This window comes from Erwinia sp. JH02, from assembly GCF_013074405.1.
GTDB lineage: Bacteria > Pseudomonadota > Gammaproteobacteria > Enterobacterales > Enterobacteriaceae > Erwinia > Erwinia rhapontici.
Window position 1 is genome coordinate 596,870 of sequence record NZ_JABANZ010000001.1, and the last position, 13,705, is coordinate 610,574.

General features: G+C 50.7%; 16 protein-coding genes. 14 read left to right on the plus strand and 2 right to left on the minus strand.

Annotated elements, in window-relative coordinates; all coding sequences use genetic code 11:
- Positions 1–290 precede the first annotated feature (290 nt).
- From sapA to HHI26_RS02800, 14 genes are all read left to right on the plus strand, one after another.
- On the plus strand, positions 291–1,919 hold the full coding sequence (gene sapA, locus HHI26_RS02735; RefSeq protein ID WP_133845040.1) for an ABC transporter substrate-binding protein SapA: 1,629 nt from the start codon (positions 291–293) through the stop codon (positions 1,917–1,919).
- Positions 1,916–2,881, plus strand: coding sequence for a putrescine export ABC transporter permease SapB (gene sapB, locus HHI26_RS02740; RefSeq protein WP_159337165.1), 966 nt, complete (start codon positions 1,916–1,918; stop codon positions 2,879–2,881). The genes sapA and sapB overlap by 4 nt, the downstream gene beginning before the upstream one ends.
- A gap of 257 nt (positions 2,882–3,138) precedes the next feature.
- Complete coding sequence (locus tag HHI26_RS02745; RefSeq protein ID WP_171148553.1) at positions 3,139–3,663, plus strand: type IV secretion protein Rhs; 525 nt, start codon at positions 3,139–3,141, stop codon at positions 3,661–3,663.
- Complete coding sequence (locus tag HHI26_RS02750) at positions 3,660–4,118, plus strand: putative T6SS immunity periplasmic lipoprotein (RefSeq protein WP_171148554.1); 459 nt, start codon at positions 3,660–3,662, stop codon at positions 4,116–4,118. Before HHI26_RS02745 ends, HHI26_RS02750 begins: the two co-directional genes overlap by 4 nt.
- A 124-nt stretch (positions 4,119–4,242) precedes the next feature.
- Complete coding sequence (locus HHI26_RS02755; RefSeq protein ID WP_171148555.1) at positions 4,243–4,779, plus strand: type IV secretion protein Rhs; 537 nt, start codon at positions 4,243–4,245, stop codon at positions 4,777–4,779.
- Positions 4,776–5,219: a putative T6SS immunity periplasmic lipoprotein gene (locus HHI26_RS02760; RefSeq protein WP_133845050.1), complete on the plus strand. Its 444-nt coding sequence runs from the start codon at positions 4,776–4,778 to the stop codon at positions 5,217–5,219. The genes HHI26_RS02755 and HHI26_RS02760 overlap by 4 nt, the downstream gene beginning before the upstream one ends.
- Positions 5,220–5,343: 124 nt before the next feature.
- A complete protein-coding gene (locus HHI26_RS02765; RefSeq protein ID WP_159337168.1) occupies positions 5,344–5,877 on the plus strand; it encodes a type IV secretion protein Rhs in 534 nt (177 codons plus the stop codon).
- The gene (locus tag HHI26_RS02770; RefSeq protein WP_171148556.1) at positions 5,877–6,320 is read left to right on the plus strand and encodes a putative T6SS immunity periplasmic lipoprotein; all 444 of its coding nucleotides are present in this window, start codon (positions 5,877–5,879) and stop codon (positions 6,318–6,320) included. The genes HHI26_RS02765 and HHI26_RS02770 overlap by 1 nt, the downstream gene beginning before the upstream one ends.
- A gap of 124 nt (positions 6,321–6,444) precedes the next feature.
- On the plus strand, positions 6,445–6,978 hold the full coding sequence (locus HHI26_RS02775) for a type IV secretion protein Rhs (RefSeq protein WP_171148557.1): 534 nt from the start codon (positions 6,445–6,447) through the stop codon (positions 6,976–6,978).
- Positions 6,978–7,418 carry a putative T6SS immunity periplasmic lipoprotein gene (locus HHI26_RS02780; RefSeq protein ID WP_171148558.1) on the plus strand — a complete coding sequence of 147 codons (441 nt, stop codon included), beginning with the start codon at positions 6,978–6,980 and terminating at the stop codon, positions 7,416–7,418. The genes HHI26_RS02775 and HHI26_RS02780 overlap by 1 nt, the downstream gene beginning before the upstream one ends.
- Positions 7,419–7,838: 420 nt before the next feature.
- A complete protein-coding gene (sapC, locus tag HHI26_RS02785) occupies positions 7,839–8,729 on the plus strand; it encodes a putrescine export ABC transporter permease SapC (protein ID WP_133845060.1) in 891 nt (296 codons plus the stop codon).
- Positions 8,729–9,721 carry a putrescine export ABC transporter ATP-binding protein SapD gene (gene sapD, locus HHI26_RS02790; RefSeq protein ID WP_133845062.1) on the plus strand — a complete coding sequence of 331 codons (993 nt, stop codon included), beginning with the start codon at positions 8,729–8,731 and terminating at the stop codon, positions 9,719–9,721. Before sapC ends, sapD begins: the two co-directional genes overlap by 1 nt.
- Positions 9,721–10,527, plus strand: coding sequence for a putrescine export ABC transporter ATP-binding protein SapF (gene sapF / locus HHI26_RS02795; protein ID WP_133845064.1), 807 nt, complete (start codon positions 9,721–9,723; stop codon positions 10,525–10,527). Before sapD ends, sapF begins: the two co-directional genes overlap by 1 nt.
- 234 nt (positions 10,528–10,761) lie before the next feature.
- On the plus strand, positions 10,762–11,910 hold the full coding sequence (locus HHI26_RS02800; protein WP_159337170.1) for an oxidoreductase: 1,149 nt from the start codon (positions 10,762–10,764) through the stop codon (positions 11,908–11,910).
- 2 nt (positions 11,911–11,912) lie between these two features.
- On the opposite strand, the gene HHI26_RS02805 is transcribed toward HHI26_RS02800, so the two are convergent.
- Positions 11,913–12,809 carry a LysR family transcriptional regulator gene (locus HHI26_RS02805; RefSeq protein WP_159337171.1) on the minus strand — a complete coding sequence of 299 codons (897 nt, stop codon included), beginning with the start codon at positions 12,807–12,809 and terminating at the stop codon, positions 11,913–11,915.
- A 12-nt stretch (positions 12,810–12,821) separates the two neighbouring features.
- Positions 12,822–13,544, minus strand: a complete 723-nt coding sequence (locus tag HHI26_RS02810; RefSeq protein ID WP_159337172.1) for a YnfC family lipoprotein — start codon at positions 13,542–13,544, stop codon at positions 12,822–12,824.
- Positions 13,545–13,705: the final 161 nt, after the last annotated feature.

Genomic DNA, 13,705 nt, shown 5'->3' on the forward strand with positions numbered 1-13,705 from the left:
AAAAAAAAAGCCCGCTCAAGGCGGGCTAAAAATACTGGAAGCAATGTGAGCAATGTCGTGCTCTTCCACGGTAGAGCCACCGTTGAAGCGCAGGGGAATAATAATCATTCTCAAGCCGATCTGTAAAGCACTTTGTTGAGAATCTTTCTCATTTCCATAACAAGTTCAGGCTTATTATTAACACCCCTTAACGGCTTGTGGGCATTTTTCTTCCCCTCGCCCTCGCAAACTTTGGGTGCAGCCTCCGAGTGCGGTACACTCTGTTTATTGCCTGAATTTTCAGAAGAGTTATGCGCAAATTATTCTCGATTTTGCTTCTCAGCCTTAGCGCGCTGAGTACCCCTGTATGGTCTTCCACGCCTGGTGATATTCGCCAGAGTGGCTTCGTGTATTGCGTCAATGGCGTAATGAATACGTTTAATCCGCAGATGGCCAGTAGTGGGCTGGTGGTGGATACCCTCGCCGCCCAGCTTTACGATCGCCTGCTCGATGTTGATCCTTACACCTATCGGCTGATGCCGGAGCTGGCTGAAAGCTGGGAAGTGCTGGACGACGGCGCGACCTACCGTTTCCATCTGCGCCAAAAAGTGCCCTTCCAGCATACTGCATGGTTCACGCCAACCCGTACCATGAACGCTGATGATGTGGTGTTCAGCTTTGAACGTGTGTTTAATCGCCAGCATCCGTGGCATAACGTCAACGGCGGCAGCTATCCCTATTTTGACAGCCTCCAGTTCTCTGACGCCGTGCAGAGCGTGAAAAAGATCGATAAAAACACCGTCGAAATCCGTCTTAACAGCCCGGACGCCTCATTCCTCTGGCATCTCGCAACACACTACGCGCCAGTTCTGTCGGCCGAGTACGCAGACCAACTCACCAAAGTGGACCGTCAGGAGCAGCTGGACCGTGAACCGGTCGGCACCGGACCCTTTATGTTGAACGATTATCACGCCGGGCAGTATGTACGCCTGCAACGTAACGACGCCTACTGGAAGGGCAAGCCGCGCATGTCACAGGTGGTGATTGATATGAGTGCGGGCGGTACCGGGCGGTTGTCCAAACTGCTCACCGGCGAATGCGATGTGCTGGCCTACCCTGCCGCCAGCCAGCTTTCTATCCTGCGCGATGATCCACGCCTCCGACTGACGCTGCGGCCGGGAATGAATATTGCCTATCTGGCATTCAATACGCGCAAAGCCCCGCTCGATCGCCCAGAGGTACGCCAGGCACTGGCGCTGGCGATCAATAACGAACGTTTGATGGAGTCGATTTATTACGGTACCGCAGAAACCGCTGCTTCGATTCTGCCGCGTGCTTCCTGGGCTTATGATACCGATGCGCGCGTGACCCCTTACGATCCCCAAAAATCCCGCGATCAGCTTAAGGCACTGGGCATTGACGATCTCCACCTCAATCTGTGGGTACCCTCGGCATCACAGTCCTGGAATCCCAGCCCGATGAAGACTGCCGAGTTGATTCAGGCAGATCTCGCCCAGGTTGGCGTTCGCGTGACCATCGTGCAGGTTGAAGGCCGTTTCCAGGAAGCCAGACTTATGGAGATGAACCACGACCTGACGCTGACCGGCTGGGCAACGGACAGTAATGACCCGGACAGTTTCTTCCGTCCGTTGCTGAGCTGTGCGGCAATTGCTTCCCAGACTAACTATGCGCACTGGTGCCACTCTGGCTTTGATGAATTGCTGCACAAGGCGCTGCTGTCGCAGCAACTGGCAAACCGCATCGATTATTATGACCGCGCCCAGGCGATGTTGTCTCAGGAGCTGCCGGTTCTGCCGCTGGCCTACTCTCTGCGTTTGCAGGCCTATCGCTACGATATTAAAGGGCTGGTACTCAGTCCGTTTGGCAATGCCTCATTTGCCGGTGTTTACCGCGATGGCGGCGAGGAGAAGTCACCGTGATTATCTATACGCTGCGCCGTCTGGTGCTGTTTGCCGTAACGCTGTTTATGTTGACGCTGCTCGGCTTCAGCCTGAGCTACTTTACGCCACACGCGCCGTTGCAGGGTGCGTCTTTACTGGATGCCTGGCTGTTCTGGTTTAAAGGGATTTTGCAGCTCGATTTTGGCGTTTCCAGCATTAACGGCCAGTCGATCAATCTGCAACTGCGCGAGGTTTTCCCTGCCACGCTGGAACTCTGCTTTATGGCATTTAGCGTGGCGCTGATGGTGGGGATACCGCTGGGGATTGCCGCAGGCGTGATGCGTAACAAGTGGCAGGACAAAGCGATCAGCGCCGTGGCGCTGCTCGGATTTTCATTACCTGTATTCTGGCTTGCACTGCTGTTAACGCTGTTTTTCTCACTGAATCTCGGTTGGTTCCCGGTGTCCGGTCGTTTTGATCTGCTCTATCCGGTAAAGCATGTTAGCGGATTCGCCCTGATCGACGCCTGGATTACCGATTCACCGTGGCGCCATGAAATGATTATCAGCGCACTGAAACATATGGTGTTGCCAGTGACGGCGCTGGCCGTTGCCCCCACTACGGAGGTGATCCGTCTGCTGCGTCTCAGCACCCGTGAAGTGATGGAGCAGAATTACGTGAAAGCAGCGGCCACGCGTGGGTTGTCACTGTTTACCATTATTCGCCGCCACGTCCTGCATAACGCCCTGCCACCCGTGATCCCGCGCCTGGGTCTACAATTTTCGACCATGCTGACGCTGGCGATGATCACCGAAGTGGTATTCAGCTGGCCTGGACTGGGGCGCTGGCTGATTAATGCCATTCGCCAACAGGACTATGCCGCTATTTCCGCAGGCGTGATGGTAGTGGGCAGTCTGGTGATTGCCGTTAACGTGCTTTCCGATATTTTAGGCGCCATGACCAATCCTCTGAAGCATAAAGAGTGGTATGCGCTGCGTTAATAACAATAGTGCTTATGCGTTGTTCAACTCATTAACCTGAGCACCGCAATATTAAACTCGTTTGACTGCCGCTATGTAAATATCTCGCTACGTCTTAAAGCTGGCGGGATATACCCCTTTCGAGTTATCCCTTCTTTTTTCCGGCCATTGAAGGCCAACGTGACACACCAGGCAAATTACACCTCACAACCTGTTTAGTACAAAGTGTATTTGCTATGCTTGCCAGGAATGAATCACGGATGAACCAAGGATTAACGATGTTTGATAAGGATACTAAGGATGGCAGTTTGCGCCTGATGACGCCGGGCGAGATTAAAATGGCGCGAGAGATTTTTCGTCACACGATTAATTACCCTAAAGTGTGGTTCCATAAAGGCAGTTATCTGCCTTTTGGTTTGCAACTTAAAAGAGCATCAATGTCACCCAATGGAGAGATGTACCTTCGAGAGTATTACAGTTCTGATTATTCAAAGGCTCACTTTTTGTATCAGCACACCTTCATTCATGAACTGTCTCACGTATGGCAGTTTAAGCACGGTATGAATGTTAAATTAAGGGGGCTGATAAACTGGGCTGCGCCCTATAAATATGCTCTAGACAGCTGGCCACTGAGTACCTCTCGTATGGAACAGCAGGCATCAATCATTGCAGATTATTATCTCCTTACACAATTCAACGGGCATACTAACTGGAGAATGAATAGATTATGTACTAACTGTGATGACTTATCTTTTGAGGAGTTAATGCAGCAGTATAAATATACGTTAAGGGCATTCCCATGAATCCGTTAATGACAATAAAAAAATCACTATTTACCACCCTATTTTTCCCTTTACTTACTGGGTGTGGGTTATTAGGGGAACAGCTACCTCAATATGAGGTCGGCGAAGCATTCAGAGTGAATAATGGGTTATGCTTCCAGATTAAAAATGCTGAGAATTATTATGTCGACTACCTCGCAATCAGAGATAGAGATGCACCCGAGATGTCTGGTTTCAACAGGCAGCTACCTGCCTTAACCATTTCTAAAAATAATTTTTGCATCTCAAGGGATTACTATCAATTCCCAGCATACGGTGAGATAAACGTTGTCATTTCTCTAATGTCACCCACGAAAACAATGATGATACGTCGCTATATTGTGTCTGAATTCAGAATGGTCGATGGTGAGCCGCAGCCTTTCACTCCCCGTGAATACTCAGTGCCTACTGCTGACTATATGCGCGAGAAAGAGTAGAAAACCAGGCCCTGTTTCGGGGCCATTTTCACCTTAAGGATCACGCTCTATATGTTATGAAGATGCAAGAAATGAATTTGCTATATTGACAAGGTAATTACCATGGATGAAACAAGGAACGGTTATGTTTGATAAGGGAACTAAGGATGGCAGTCTGCGCCTGATGACACCGGGTGAGCTTAAGATAGCGCGAGAGATTTTTCGTGACACGATTAATTACGCGAAGGTGTGGATACATAAAGGCAGTTACCTACCTTTTGGCTTGCAGAGTATGGGAACATCGATGTCACCCAATGGAGAGATGTATTTTAGAGATGACTACAGATCCGATTTCTCAAAGGCTCATATGAGGCAACAGCACACCTTTATTCATGAACTGTCGCACGTCTGGCAACACCAACACGGTATGAATGTGAAAGTCAGAGGCCTCGCAAGTTGGCTGGTTGATTATCACTATGCATTAAGTAGTTGGCCACTTAGCACCTATCGTATGGAACAACAGGCGGCGATCATTGCTGATTATTATATTTTAGCGAAATTCGATGACCGTGCTGACTGGGCATCGAACGGTTTCTGCTCGAATTGTAAAGAATTATCTGATGAAGAGTTAGTTCTTCAGTATAAATACACCCTGAGATCCTTTCCGGGGAATCTACGATGAAGATAAAAGTATTTCTGTTTCCCCTATTGATCTCCTCACTACTGACTGGCTGTTGGCTGCTGGGAGATTACACCCCTTTAGATGAAATTGGGCAGGTGTCCAGGACAAATAGCGGATTCTGCTTCCAGATTAAAAGACCTGGCGACTACTACGTTCATTATCTCTCAATCAGAGATCGGAATGCACCGGAGAGGTCTGGATTCAATAGAGAACTGCCTGCCTTGAGCATTGCTAAAAATCAGGTTTGTATTCCACAGGCCTATTATCACTTCCCCAATTCAGGGGAGATAAACGTTGAATTTGCACTACGTTCACCGACAAAGAAGATGAAGCGTCGCTGGATTGCATCTGAATTCAGAATGGTTGATGGTGAGCCGCAGCCTTTCACTCCCCGTGAATACTCAGTACCTACTGCTGACTATATGCGCGAGAAAGAGTAGAAAACCGGGCCCTGTTTCGGGGCCATTTTTACCTTAAGGATCACACTCGTTGTGTTATGAAGATGCATGAAATGAATTTGCTATATTGACAAGATAATTACCATGGATGAAACAAGGGGCGGTTATGTTTGATAAGGGAACCAGGGATGGCAGTCTTCGCCTGATGACACCGGGTGAGCTTAAGATGGCGCGAGAGATTTTTCGTGACACGATTGATTATCCTAAGGTATGGATACATAAAGGTAGTTATCTGCCTTTTGGTTTACAGAGTATGGGAACATCGATGTCACCCAATGGAGAGATGTATTTTAGGGAATACTACAGTCCTGATTTTTCAAAGGCCATGCGAATCAATCAACATATTTTCATCCATGAATTGTCTCATGTCTGGCAATATCAGAAGGGTATGAAGGTCAAGTTAAGAGGCCTGATCAGCTGGGCAGTCTCCTATAAATATGCTTTAGACAGTTGGCCACTAACTACTTACCGTATGGAACAACAGGCATCGATCATTGCGGATTATTATCTTCTTACGCAATTCAATGGGCATAACTACTGGCAGAGGAATAATTCATGCGCTAATTGTGAATATTTATCCTACAATGACTTACTAAGTCGGTATGAATATACACTGAGATCCTTTCCATGGAGTTTATAATGAAGACAAGTAAAATGTCGATTATTGCTCTGTTTTCTTCATTTTTGACAGGATGTGGAATGCTGGGTTATTACGTCTCTCCATATGAAATTGCACAGGTTTCCAAAAACAATACCGGGTTATGTTTCCAAATAACAAAACCCGGAGATTATTATGTGCATTACCTTTCAATAAGAGATCGGAATGCACCGGAAATGTCTGGATTTAACAGGCTGTTACCAGCATTAAAAATCACGAGTAATCAGATGTGCATCCCTGAGGCTTACTACAAATTCTCTGAAAACGGTGAGATCAATGTCGACATTGCTTTACATTCCCCAACGAAAGTAATGAAGCGCCGAAATATAGTCTCTGAATTCAGAATGGTAAATGGTGAGCCGCAGCCTTTCACTCCCCGTGAATACTCAGTACCTACTGCTGACTATATGCGCGAGAAAGAGTAGAAAACCTGGCCCTGTTTCGGGGCCATTTTCCCCTTAAGGATCACACTCGTTGTGTTATGAAGATGCAAGAAATGAATTTGCTATATTGACAAGATAATTACCATGGATGAAACAAGGAGCGGTTATGTTTGATAAGGGAACCAGGGATGGCAGTCTGCGCCTGATGACGCAGGGTGAGCTTAAGATGGCGCGAGAGATTTTTCGTGACACGATTAATTACCCTAAGGTGTGGATACATAAAGGAAGTTACCTACCTTTTGGCTTGCAGAGTATGGGAACATCGATGTCACCCAATGGAGAGATGTATTTTAGGGAATACTACAGTCCTGATTTTTCGCGGGCGAACATAATTAACAAACATATTTTTATACATGAACTGTCTCACGTATGGCAGTATCAACATGGTATGAAGGTGAAAGTGAGAGGTCTGGTGAGCTGGCTGGTATCCTATAAGTATGCCTTAGACAGCTGGCCACTGAGTACCTATCGTATGGAACAACAGGCATCGATCATTGCTGATTATTATCTTCTGAGGCAACCCGGCGGGCGCAGTGATTGGGAATCGAACAATACATGTACAAATTGTGATGAATTATCCGATAAAGAGCTATTACGCCAATATCAATATACGCTGAGATCATTCCCATGGAGCATATAATGATGATAATTAAAATGCTACGTCCCATCCTGTTATCTTCGTTGCTTGTTAGTTGCGGATTGTTTGGAGAATACTTCCCTCAGTATGAAACAGCACCCGTTTCTAAAAACTTTGCTGGATACTGTTTCCAAATAAAAAACGCTAGTGACTATTATGCACACTATATTTCAATAAGAGATCGCAATGCTACGGAGAGATCGGGTTTTAACAGAAAACTTCCTGCATTGAAAATTGAAAACGACCAATTGTGTATCCCTCAGACTTACTATCATTTCCCAAAAAAAGGTGAAGTGAATGTTGATATTGCCTTGCGCTCACCGACAAAGGTGATGCAGCGCCGGTTTATTATGTCGGAGTTCAAAATAGTCAATGGTGTGCCCTACCCCTTCAATCCCCGTGACTATTCAGTCCCTATCCCTGATGCAGAGGATTATCAATAATGACAATCTGGCCTCGGGTTTGGGGCCATTTTCATCTTAACCATCACAATGGATGTGTTATGAAGATAATCAAAATTTTGATGACTGCTCGATTGTGCAAACTATCGGCACGCGGCGACTAAAACGGCTACCGTTCGACCGAAACAGATACCGATAAGACCCGAGAAGCATTCGTGCCGTGAGGAGGATAAATTGCTGCCGGAGTTCCCTTGCTTGCGACAGTGATATCGAAGGATAATCGCCTATGCTGATCGTTACAGGCTGTGCTTTTCAGCGAGCACAGTGAAAATTGTCACGTCGCCTGAGATAAAAAAACTGACATGACGAGACGATCAAGGGATGATGCAGACTAAGGTTATGATATGAATCAAAAAACCATAGCAGACGACAACACACCCAGAAGAATTGAAGTGAAAACTCATGCCCACCGATAATATTTACGCTGAGAAGCGACCGCCCAGCCCCCTTCGTCATACCTGGGGGCTGTTTTACCGTGACACCACGGCGATGATCGGCTTCTATGCGTTTATCGCCGTGCTGCTGCTGTGCATTTTCGGCGGCCTGATCGCCCCCTACGGGCTTGATCAGCAATTTCTCGGCTATCAGTTGCTGCCGCCGTCCTGGTCGCATTACGGCGATGTCTCCTTCTTCCTCGGCACCGACGACCTGGGCCGCGACCTGTTAAGCCGCCTGCTGAGCGGTGCTGCTCCCACCGTTGGCTCGGCGATTGTCGTCACCCTGGTGGCTTCCGTCTGCGCCATGGTGCTCGGTGTGCTGGCCGGTCTGACCCACGGGTTGCGCTCTGCGGCGCTTAATCATGTGCTCGATACACTCCTGTCGATCCCCTCTCTGCTGCTGGCGATAATCGTCGTCGCGTTTCTCGGGCCGCGGCTGGAACATGCCATGCTGGCGGTGTACCTCGCCATCCTGCCGCGTCTGGTGCGCGCTATTTACAGTGCGGTGCATGACGAACTGGAAAAAGAGTATGTGGTGGCATCGCGCCTTGATGGGGCCAGCAGTCTGGATATTCTGTGGTACGCCATTCTGCCCAATATTCTGGCGTTGCTGGTGACGGAGTTTACCCGCGCCCTGTCGATGGCCATTCTCGATATTGCCGCTCTCGGCTTCCTCGATCTTGGCGCACAGTTGCCGTCTCCAGAATGGGGCGCCATGCTGGGCGATTCGCTGGAACTGATTTATGTTGCGCCCTGGACCGTGATGTTACCCGGTGCAGCCATTATGTTGAGCGTATTGATCGTTAACCTGTTGGGTGACGGTGTACGCCGTGCCATCGATGCGGGAGTTGAATAATGCCGCTACTCGATATTCGTAACCTGACCATTGAATTTATGACGGCCGATGGCCCGGTCAAAGCCGTGGATCGGGTAAGTATTACGCTGACGGAAGGCGAGGTTCGCGGCCTTGTGGGTGAGTCAGGTTCGGGGAAGAGTCTGATTGCCAAAGCGATTTGTGGCGTCACTAACGACAACTGGCGCGTCACCGCCGACCGTATGCGCTTTAATGATATCGATCTGCTGCACCTCTCGCCGCGTGAACGGCGTAAGATCGTCGGCCATAATGTGTCGATGATTTTTCAGGAGCCGCAGTCGTGCCTTGATCCATCTGAGAGTATCGGCACCCAGTTAAAACAGGCGATCCCCGGCTGGACATGGAAAGGCCGCTGGTATCAGCGCTTCGGCTGGCGCCACCGCCGTGCCATTGAGCTGCTGCACCGCGTGGGGATCAAAGATCATAAAGACATCATGAGCAGCTTCCCTTACGAGCTGACAGATGGCGAATGCCAGAAAGTGATGATTGCCATTGCGCTGGCCAATCAGCCGCGCCTGTTGATTGCCGATGAACCGACCAACGCCATGGAACCGACCACGCAGGCGCAGATTTTCCGCCTGCTGTCGCGTCTGAACCAGAATAACAACACCACTATTCTGCTGATCAGTCATGACCTGCAAATGCTCAGCCACTGGGCGGATCGGATTAACGTCATGTACTGCGGACAGACCGTTGAAACTGCCGTCAGCGAAGAGTTGATTACGGCGCCGCACCACCCCTACACTCAGGCCCTGATCCGCGCCATGCCGGATTTTGGTCGTTCTCTGCCGCACAAGAGTCGTTTGAATACGCTGCCAGGCACCATTCCTTCGCTGGAACACCTGCCGATTGGTTGCCGCCTTGGCCCACGCTGTCCTTACGCGCAAAAAGACTGTATGGCAACGCCGCGCCTTTCAGGCAGTAAAAGCCATCTTTTTGCCTGCCACTTCCCGCTGAATATGGAGAGTCAGTAATGGTTGATACACTGCTGGAAGTGCGCAATCTGAGTAAAACCTATCGCTACCGCACCGGTCTGTTCAGACGTCAGCACGTCGAAGCGGTCAAAGAGATCAGCTTCACGTTACAGGAACGTCAGACGCTGGCGATAATTGGTGAGAACGGTTCAGGAAAGTCGACACTGGCAAAAATGCTCAGTGGCATGATCGCACCGACGGCCGGAGAGATCGTGATTGACGACCATGCGCTGGAGTACGGTGATTACGGTTACCGCAGCCAGCGCATTCGTATGATTTTCCAGGACCCGTCAACCTCGCTGAACCCGCGTCAGCGCATCAGCCAGATCCTCGATTTTCCACTGCGTTTGAATACTGAGCTGAATTCCGCCGAGCGGGAGAAACGCATTATCGCCACGCTGCGCCAGGTCGGGTTACTGCGCGATCACGCATCCTACTACCCCCATATGCTGGCTCCCGGTCAGAAGCAGCGTATCGGGCTGGCGCGCGCCCTGATCTTACAGCCTAAAGTGATTGTTGCTGATGAGGCGCTGGCGGCGCTGGATATGTCGATGCGGTCTCAGTTGATTAACCTGATGCTGGAACTGCAGGATAAACACGGGATCGCCTATATTTACGTCACTCAGCATCTGGGAATGATGAAACATATCAGCGACAAGGTGCTGGTCATGCACCAGGGTGAAGTTGTCGAACGCGGCAGCACGGCCGATGTGCTGGCCTGCCCGCTGCATGACCTGACGAAGCGTCTTATCTCCAGCCATTTTGGTGAAGCCCTGACGGCTGATGCCTGGCGCAGAGACCGCTAAGTATTATCAACAATCACTCTGTGACCAGGTTGAACGGATGCAGCCAACGCAGCTACGGCTTGAAGTATGACGGGTAAAAAAGGGTATATGCCATTCAGCTATTTGATAGCACAGATCATTATTTCTATCGTGTTGCGCCTTACGCCAGGATAACCATGACATTCAGGCCCGCTGGTCATGGTGCCTTTTCCTGGCGCCCTCCCGGCGAGCCTTTGAACCCGAAAAGGAATGATCATGGAACAGCGCCGCTTTACCGGCAACAACCACTGGTATCATGAAACCCAGACCAGCCTGCCCGCCCAGCGCGCACCGCTGATGCCTGAAGCTGCCACTATTGAAGACCGGTTTTTGCTGGGTCTGGCGCAGCAGGCAGAAGGAGAACTGAACACCTTATTACAGCAGGTGCAACCCGCACTGCTGGCTTCGCGCGATCTCTATCAACTGTTGTTCCCATCGGAACTCACCACAACCCTGAGCCATACGCTGACACTGTACGATCGCCTCAGCAGTGCGCTGACGGTGGCGCAGGTGACCGGGGTGCAACGTCTTTGCAATCACTATGCTGCACGCCTCAATCCGCTTCCGGGGCCAGACTCATCACGTGAGAGCAATCATCGCCTGACACAAATCACCGAATATGCACGCCAGCTTGCCAGCCAGCCAACACTGATTGATGCCCTCTCCGTGCAGCGGCTTGACGATGTCGGCCTGAGCGCGCCGGATATTATCACGCTCGGTCAGATTATCGGTTTTGTGAGTTATCAGGCACGCGTTGTCGCCGGGGTTCATGCCCTGATGGCGCTGCCCGTACGCTGGATGCCCGGCGTGACCATTCCACCGGATGCCGCCAGCGAAAACTTCCTGAATTCCCTCGTCTGGCGCCCTGCGCTGCCGCCGCTGGAGTTACGCTACGCAGCGCCGGAACAGCTGGAAGCGCTCACCTTCTGCCAGCCACTGGCCGAACTTGAAACAGGCGCATGGCTGTTTGCCCATGATGGCAAAGCACTGTATGGCTGGGGCCGTCTGATCAACCAGCTGGAGGCGGCACGCAGCAGCAACGATTCCTCGCTGGCTGCGGCAGTCACTTCACGTATCAACGGCAGCGTGAGCTGTTTTGAACGTTATGCCGCAGGCAGCGAATGGCGGACGGCATTACAGGAGAGCGTTGAACAGGCTGTGAGCGTAGCGGATACCCTGCAACAGGCGGTGATTTCACTGGCAGCACAGCTGACACGTTCACCGGAAAGAGTGAATGCCGCCCATATTCAGCCGCTGAAAGACGCGGGTCTGAACAGTGCGCAGATATTCGATATTATTTTGAGTGTGGCGGCAGCCAGCTGGGGTAACCGGCTGATGCAGGGATTGGGCATTAACGGCGAATAACGCTAGTCCTTTAACCAGCGCCGGACTTCATCAAAGAAATGCTGGGCCAGCGGCGTAGCACGCCCTGGTTCAGCAATGACCACAGCCCCCTGTCGGGACATAGGCGGCATCGCCACCCGGCGGCGTTGCAACCCGCTGGTCATGCCGTCAATCAGATGCCCGACCGGCGACACCATACATCCCAGCCCGACCTGAACACCCTGTAGCAGTTGAAAGACGGATGTGGTTTCCAGCACCACACGCAGGGTCAGCCCCGCATCACGAAAGTGCCCGTCAATATAGCGGCGGAAATAGCGCGTCTGTTCAGCGAGGCAGAGCGGTAGCGCGGCCACTTCTTTCAGTGTCAGCGGCTCATCGCCCTGTAACTGAGGAAAATGCTGCGGATGATAAAGCAGCTCAATGCCGTTATCGTCCAGGGTTTCCGCCTGGAAATGCAGCTCACGCAGTGTAGCCAGCTCAAAGAAGCCAATTCCTACATCCACGGTATGACTGTTCAGCGCATCCAGCAGCTGGTCGGCACTGAGTACGGCCACACGATAGTCGAGCTGCGGGTAACGATCGCCGATCGCCTTCAGCATCACTGGCAGGGAAATACTGCACTGCGGCACCACACCAATACGCAGCGTTCCATTAACGCCGTGTTTGAGTGACTCCACCTCCAGCTTGAGCCCCTGATACACCGAGACAATTTCCCGTGCCCAGGACAGCACGCGTTCCCCTTCCGGTGTAAAACCATCAAAGTTATTGCTGCGGTTAATCAGCGACAGTCCCAGCTCACGTTCCAGGTTTTTCAGGCGCATCGACAGCGTAGGCTGGCTGACAAAGCTGGCCTCGGCGGCGCGACCAAAGTGGCGTTCGCGCTCTAAATTACACAGATAGATAAGCTGTTTGATATCCATAATATTTACGCTTTAGTAAAACGTCGTGGCCAGCTGCGCATGGCGTTCAACCACCTTGTCGCCAGGCGTGGTTTTGAGGGTGAAGCGACAGGTCACGGGCACGCCCTGCTGATAATCGCAACGAGTAGTGGTTTCCCTGGTGCCTTCAGCAGTTTTGCTGATGGTCACGGCATCGGAGGGTTTATCACCGGCATCCGAGGCATATTTCTGCACCCCTTCCGAGATCGGGCGATCGCCGCTAAACGCATGCTGAGCAACCAGACGCCCCAGAGTGTCATACGTCAGTTCAACGCGATAGTCAGACTGTGTAGAAGAAAGCCCGGAAATAAGCCCGCTATCGTTGTAACGAATATCGATGGTGAAGTTGCCGCTGGTTTTGGACTGCACGTTGCATTTGCTATCCAGCGTCAGGACAACGGGTTTTCCATTCTCTTCGCCGACCAGCTGGTTTTTTTCCCGACGCACGCTGATATTACCGACGTCGAGGTTGGTGACATCAAAATCCGTGACGCAGCCGTCCTTATCAAAATTAAATACCCCGTCGTAACGTTTCTCGCCGTTGGCATCAAAAATGGTCTGATGGGTGCTTTTTATCTTTCCGGGAATAGCCTCAAACTGATAAAGGAAAGACAGGTTTTTGATTTTTAATGAAATGCCTTCATCTTCTTCTTTTTTACAGCCCGCAAGAAGCAGCACCGGCAACAGCAAGGCTATCGTCGTTTTAATCTTGTCCATGCAACGTGGGTCCTTACCCGTCACAATTCTCATTGCAGATGCGTTGGGCGCGCCCCTTTGGGGCCAGCACAAGTGCTGTTCAAAAACGAGTAACGTTTTTGTCCTGCAATGCGAATTATTTAGGGTATATTGAGTTTTATCGGCAACTTAGCGCCTTTATT

Excerpts from the sequence above, each read along its gene's own strand:
- sapA (WP_133845040.1), top strand. The coding sequence starts at position 291 with ATGCGCAAATTATTCTCGATTTTGCTTCTCAGCCTTAGCGCGCTGAGT.
- HHI26_RS02760 (WP_133845050.1), top strand. The coding sequence starts at position 4,776 with ATGAAGATAAAAGTATTTCTGTTTCCCCTATTGATCTCCTCACTACTG.
- HHI26_RS02810 (WP_159337172.1), bottom strand. The coding sequence starts at position 13,544 with ATGGACAAGATTAAAACGACGATAGCCTTGCTGTTGCCGGTGCTGCTT.
- sapD (WP_133845062.1), top strand. The coding sequence starts at position 8,729 with ATGCCGCTACTCGATATTCGTAACCTGACCATTGAATTTATGACGGCC.
- HHI26_RS02800 (WP_159337170.1), top strand. The coding sequence starts at position 10,762 with ATGGAACAGCGCCGCTTTACCGGCAACAACCACTGGTATCATGAAACC.
- HHI26_RS02745 (WP_171148553.1), top strand. The coding sequence starts at position 3,139 with ATGTTTGATAAGGATACTAAGGATGGCAGTTTGCGCCTGATGACGCCG.
- HHI26_RS02750 (WP_171148554.1), top strand. The coding sequence starts at position 3,660 with ATGAATCCGTTAATGACAATAAAAAAATCACTATTTACCACCCTATTT.
- HHI26_RS02755 (WP_171148555.1), top strand. The coding sequence starts at position 4,243 with ATGTTTGATAAGGGAACTAAGGATGGCAGTCTGCGCCTGATGACACCG.
- HHI26_RS02775 (WP_171148557.1), top strand. The coding sequence starts at position 6,445 with ATGTTTGATAAGGGAACCAGGGATGGCAGTCTGCGCCTGATGACGCAG.
- HHI26_RS02770 (WP_171148556.1), top strand. The coding sequence starts at position 5,877 with ATGAAGACAAGTAAAATGTCGATTATTGCTCTGTTTTCTTCATTTTTG.
- sapF (WP_133845064.1), top strand. The coding sequence starts at position 9,721 with ATGGTTGATACACTGCTGGAAGTGCGCAATCTGAGTAAAACCTATCGC.
- HHI26_RS02765 (WP_159337168.1), top strand. The coding sequence starts at position 5,344 with ATGTTTGATAAGGGAACCAGGGATGGCAGTCTTCGCCTGATGACACCG.
- HHI26_RS02780 (WP_171148558.1), top strand. The coding sequence starts at position 6,978 with ATGATGATAATTAAAATGCTACGTCCCATCCTGTTATCTTCGTTGCTT.
- HHI26_RS02805 (WP_159337171.1), bottom strand. The coding sequence starts at position 12,809 with ATGGATATCAAACAGCTTATCTATCTGTGTAATTTAGAGCGCGAACGC.
- sapC (WP_133845060.1), top strand. The coding sequence starts at position 7,839 with ATGCCCACCGATAATATTTACGCTGAGAAGCGACCGCCCAGCCCCCTT.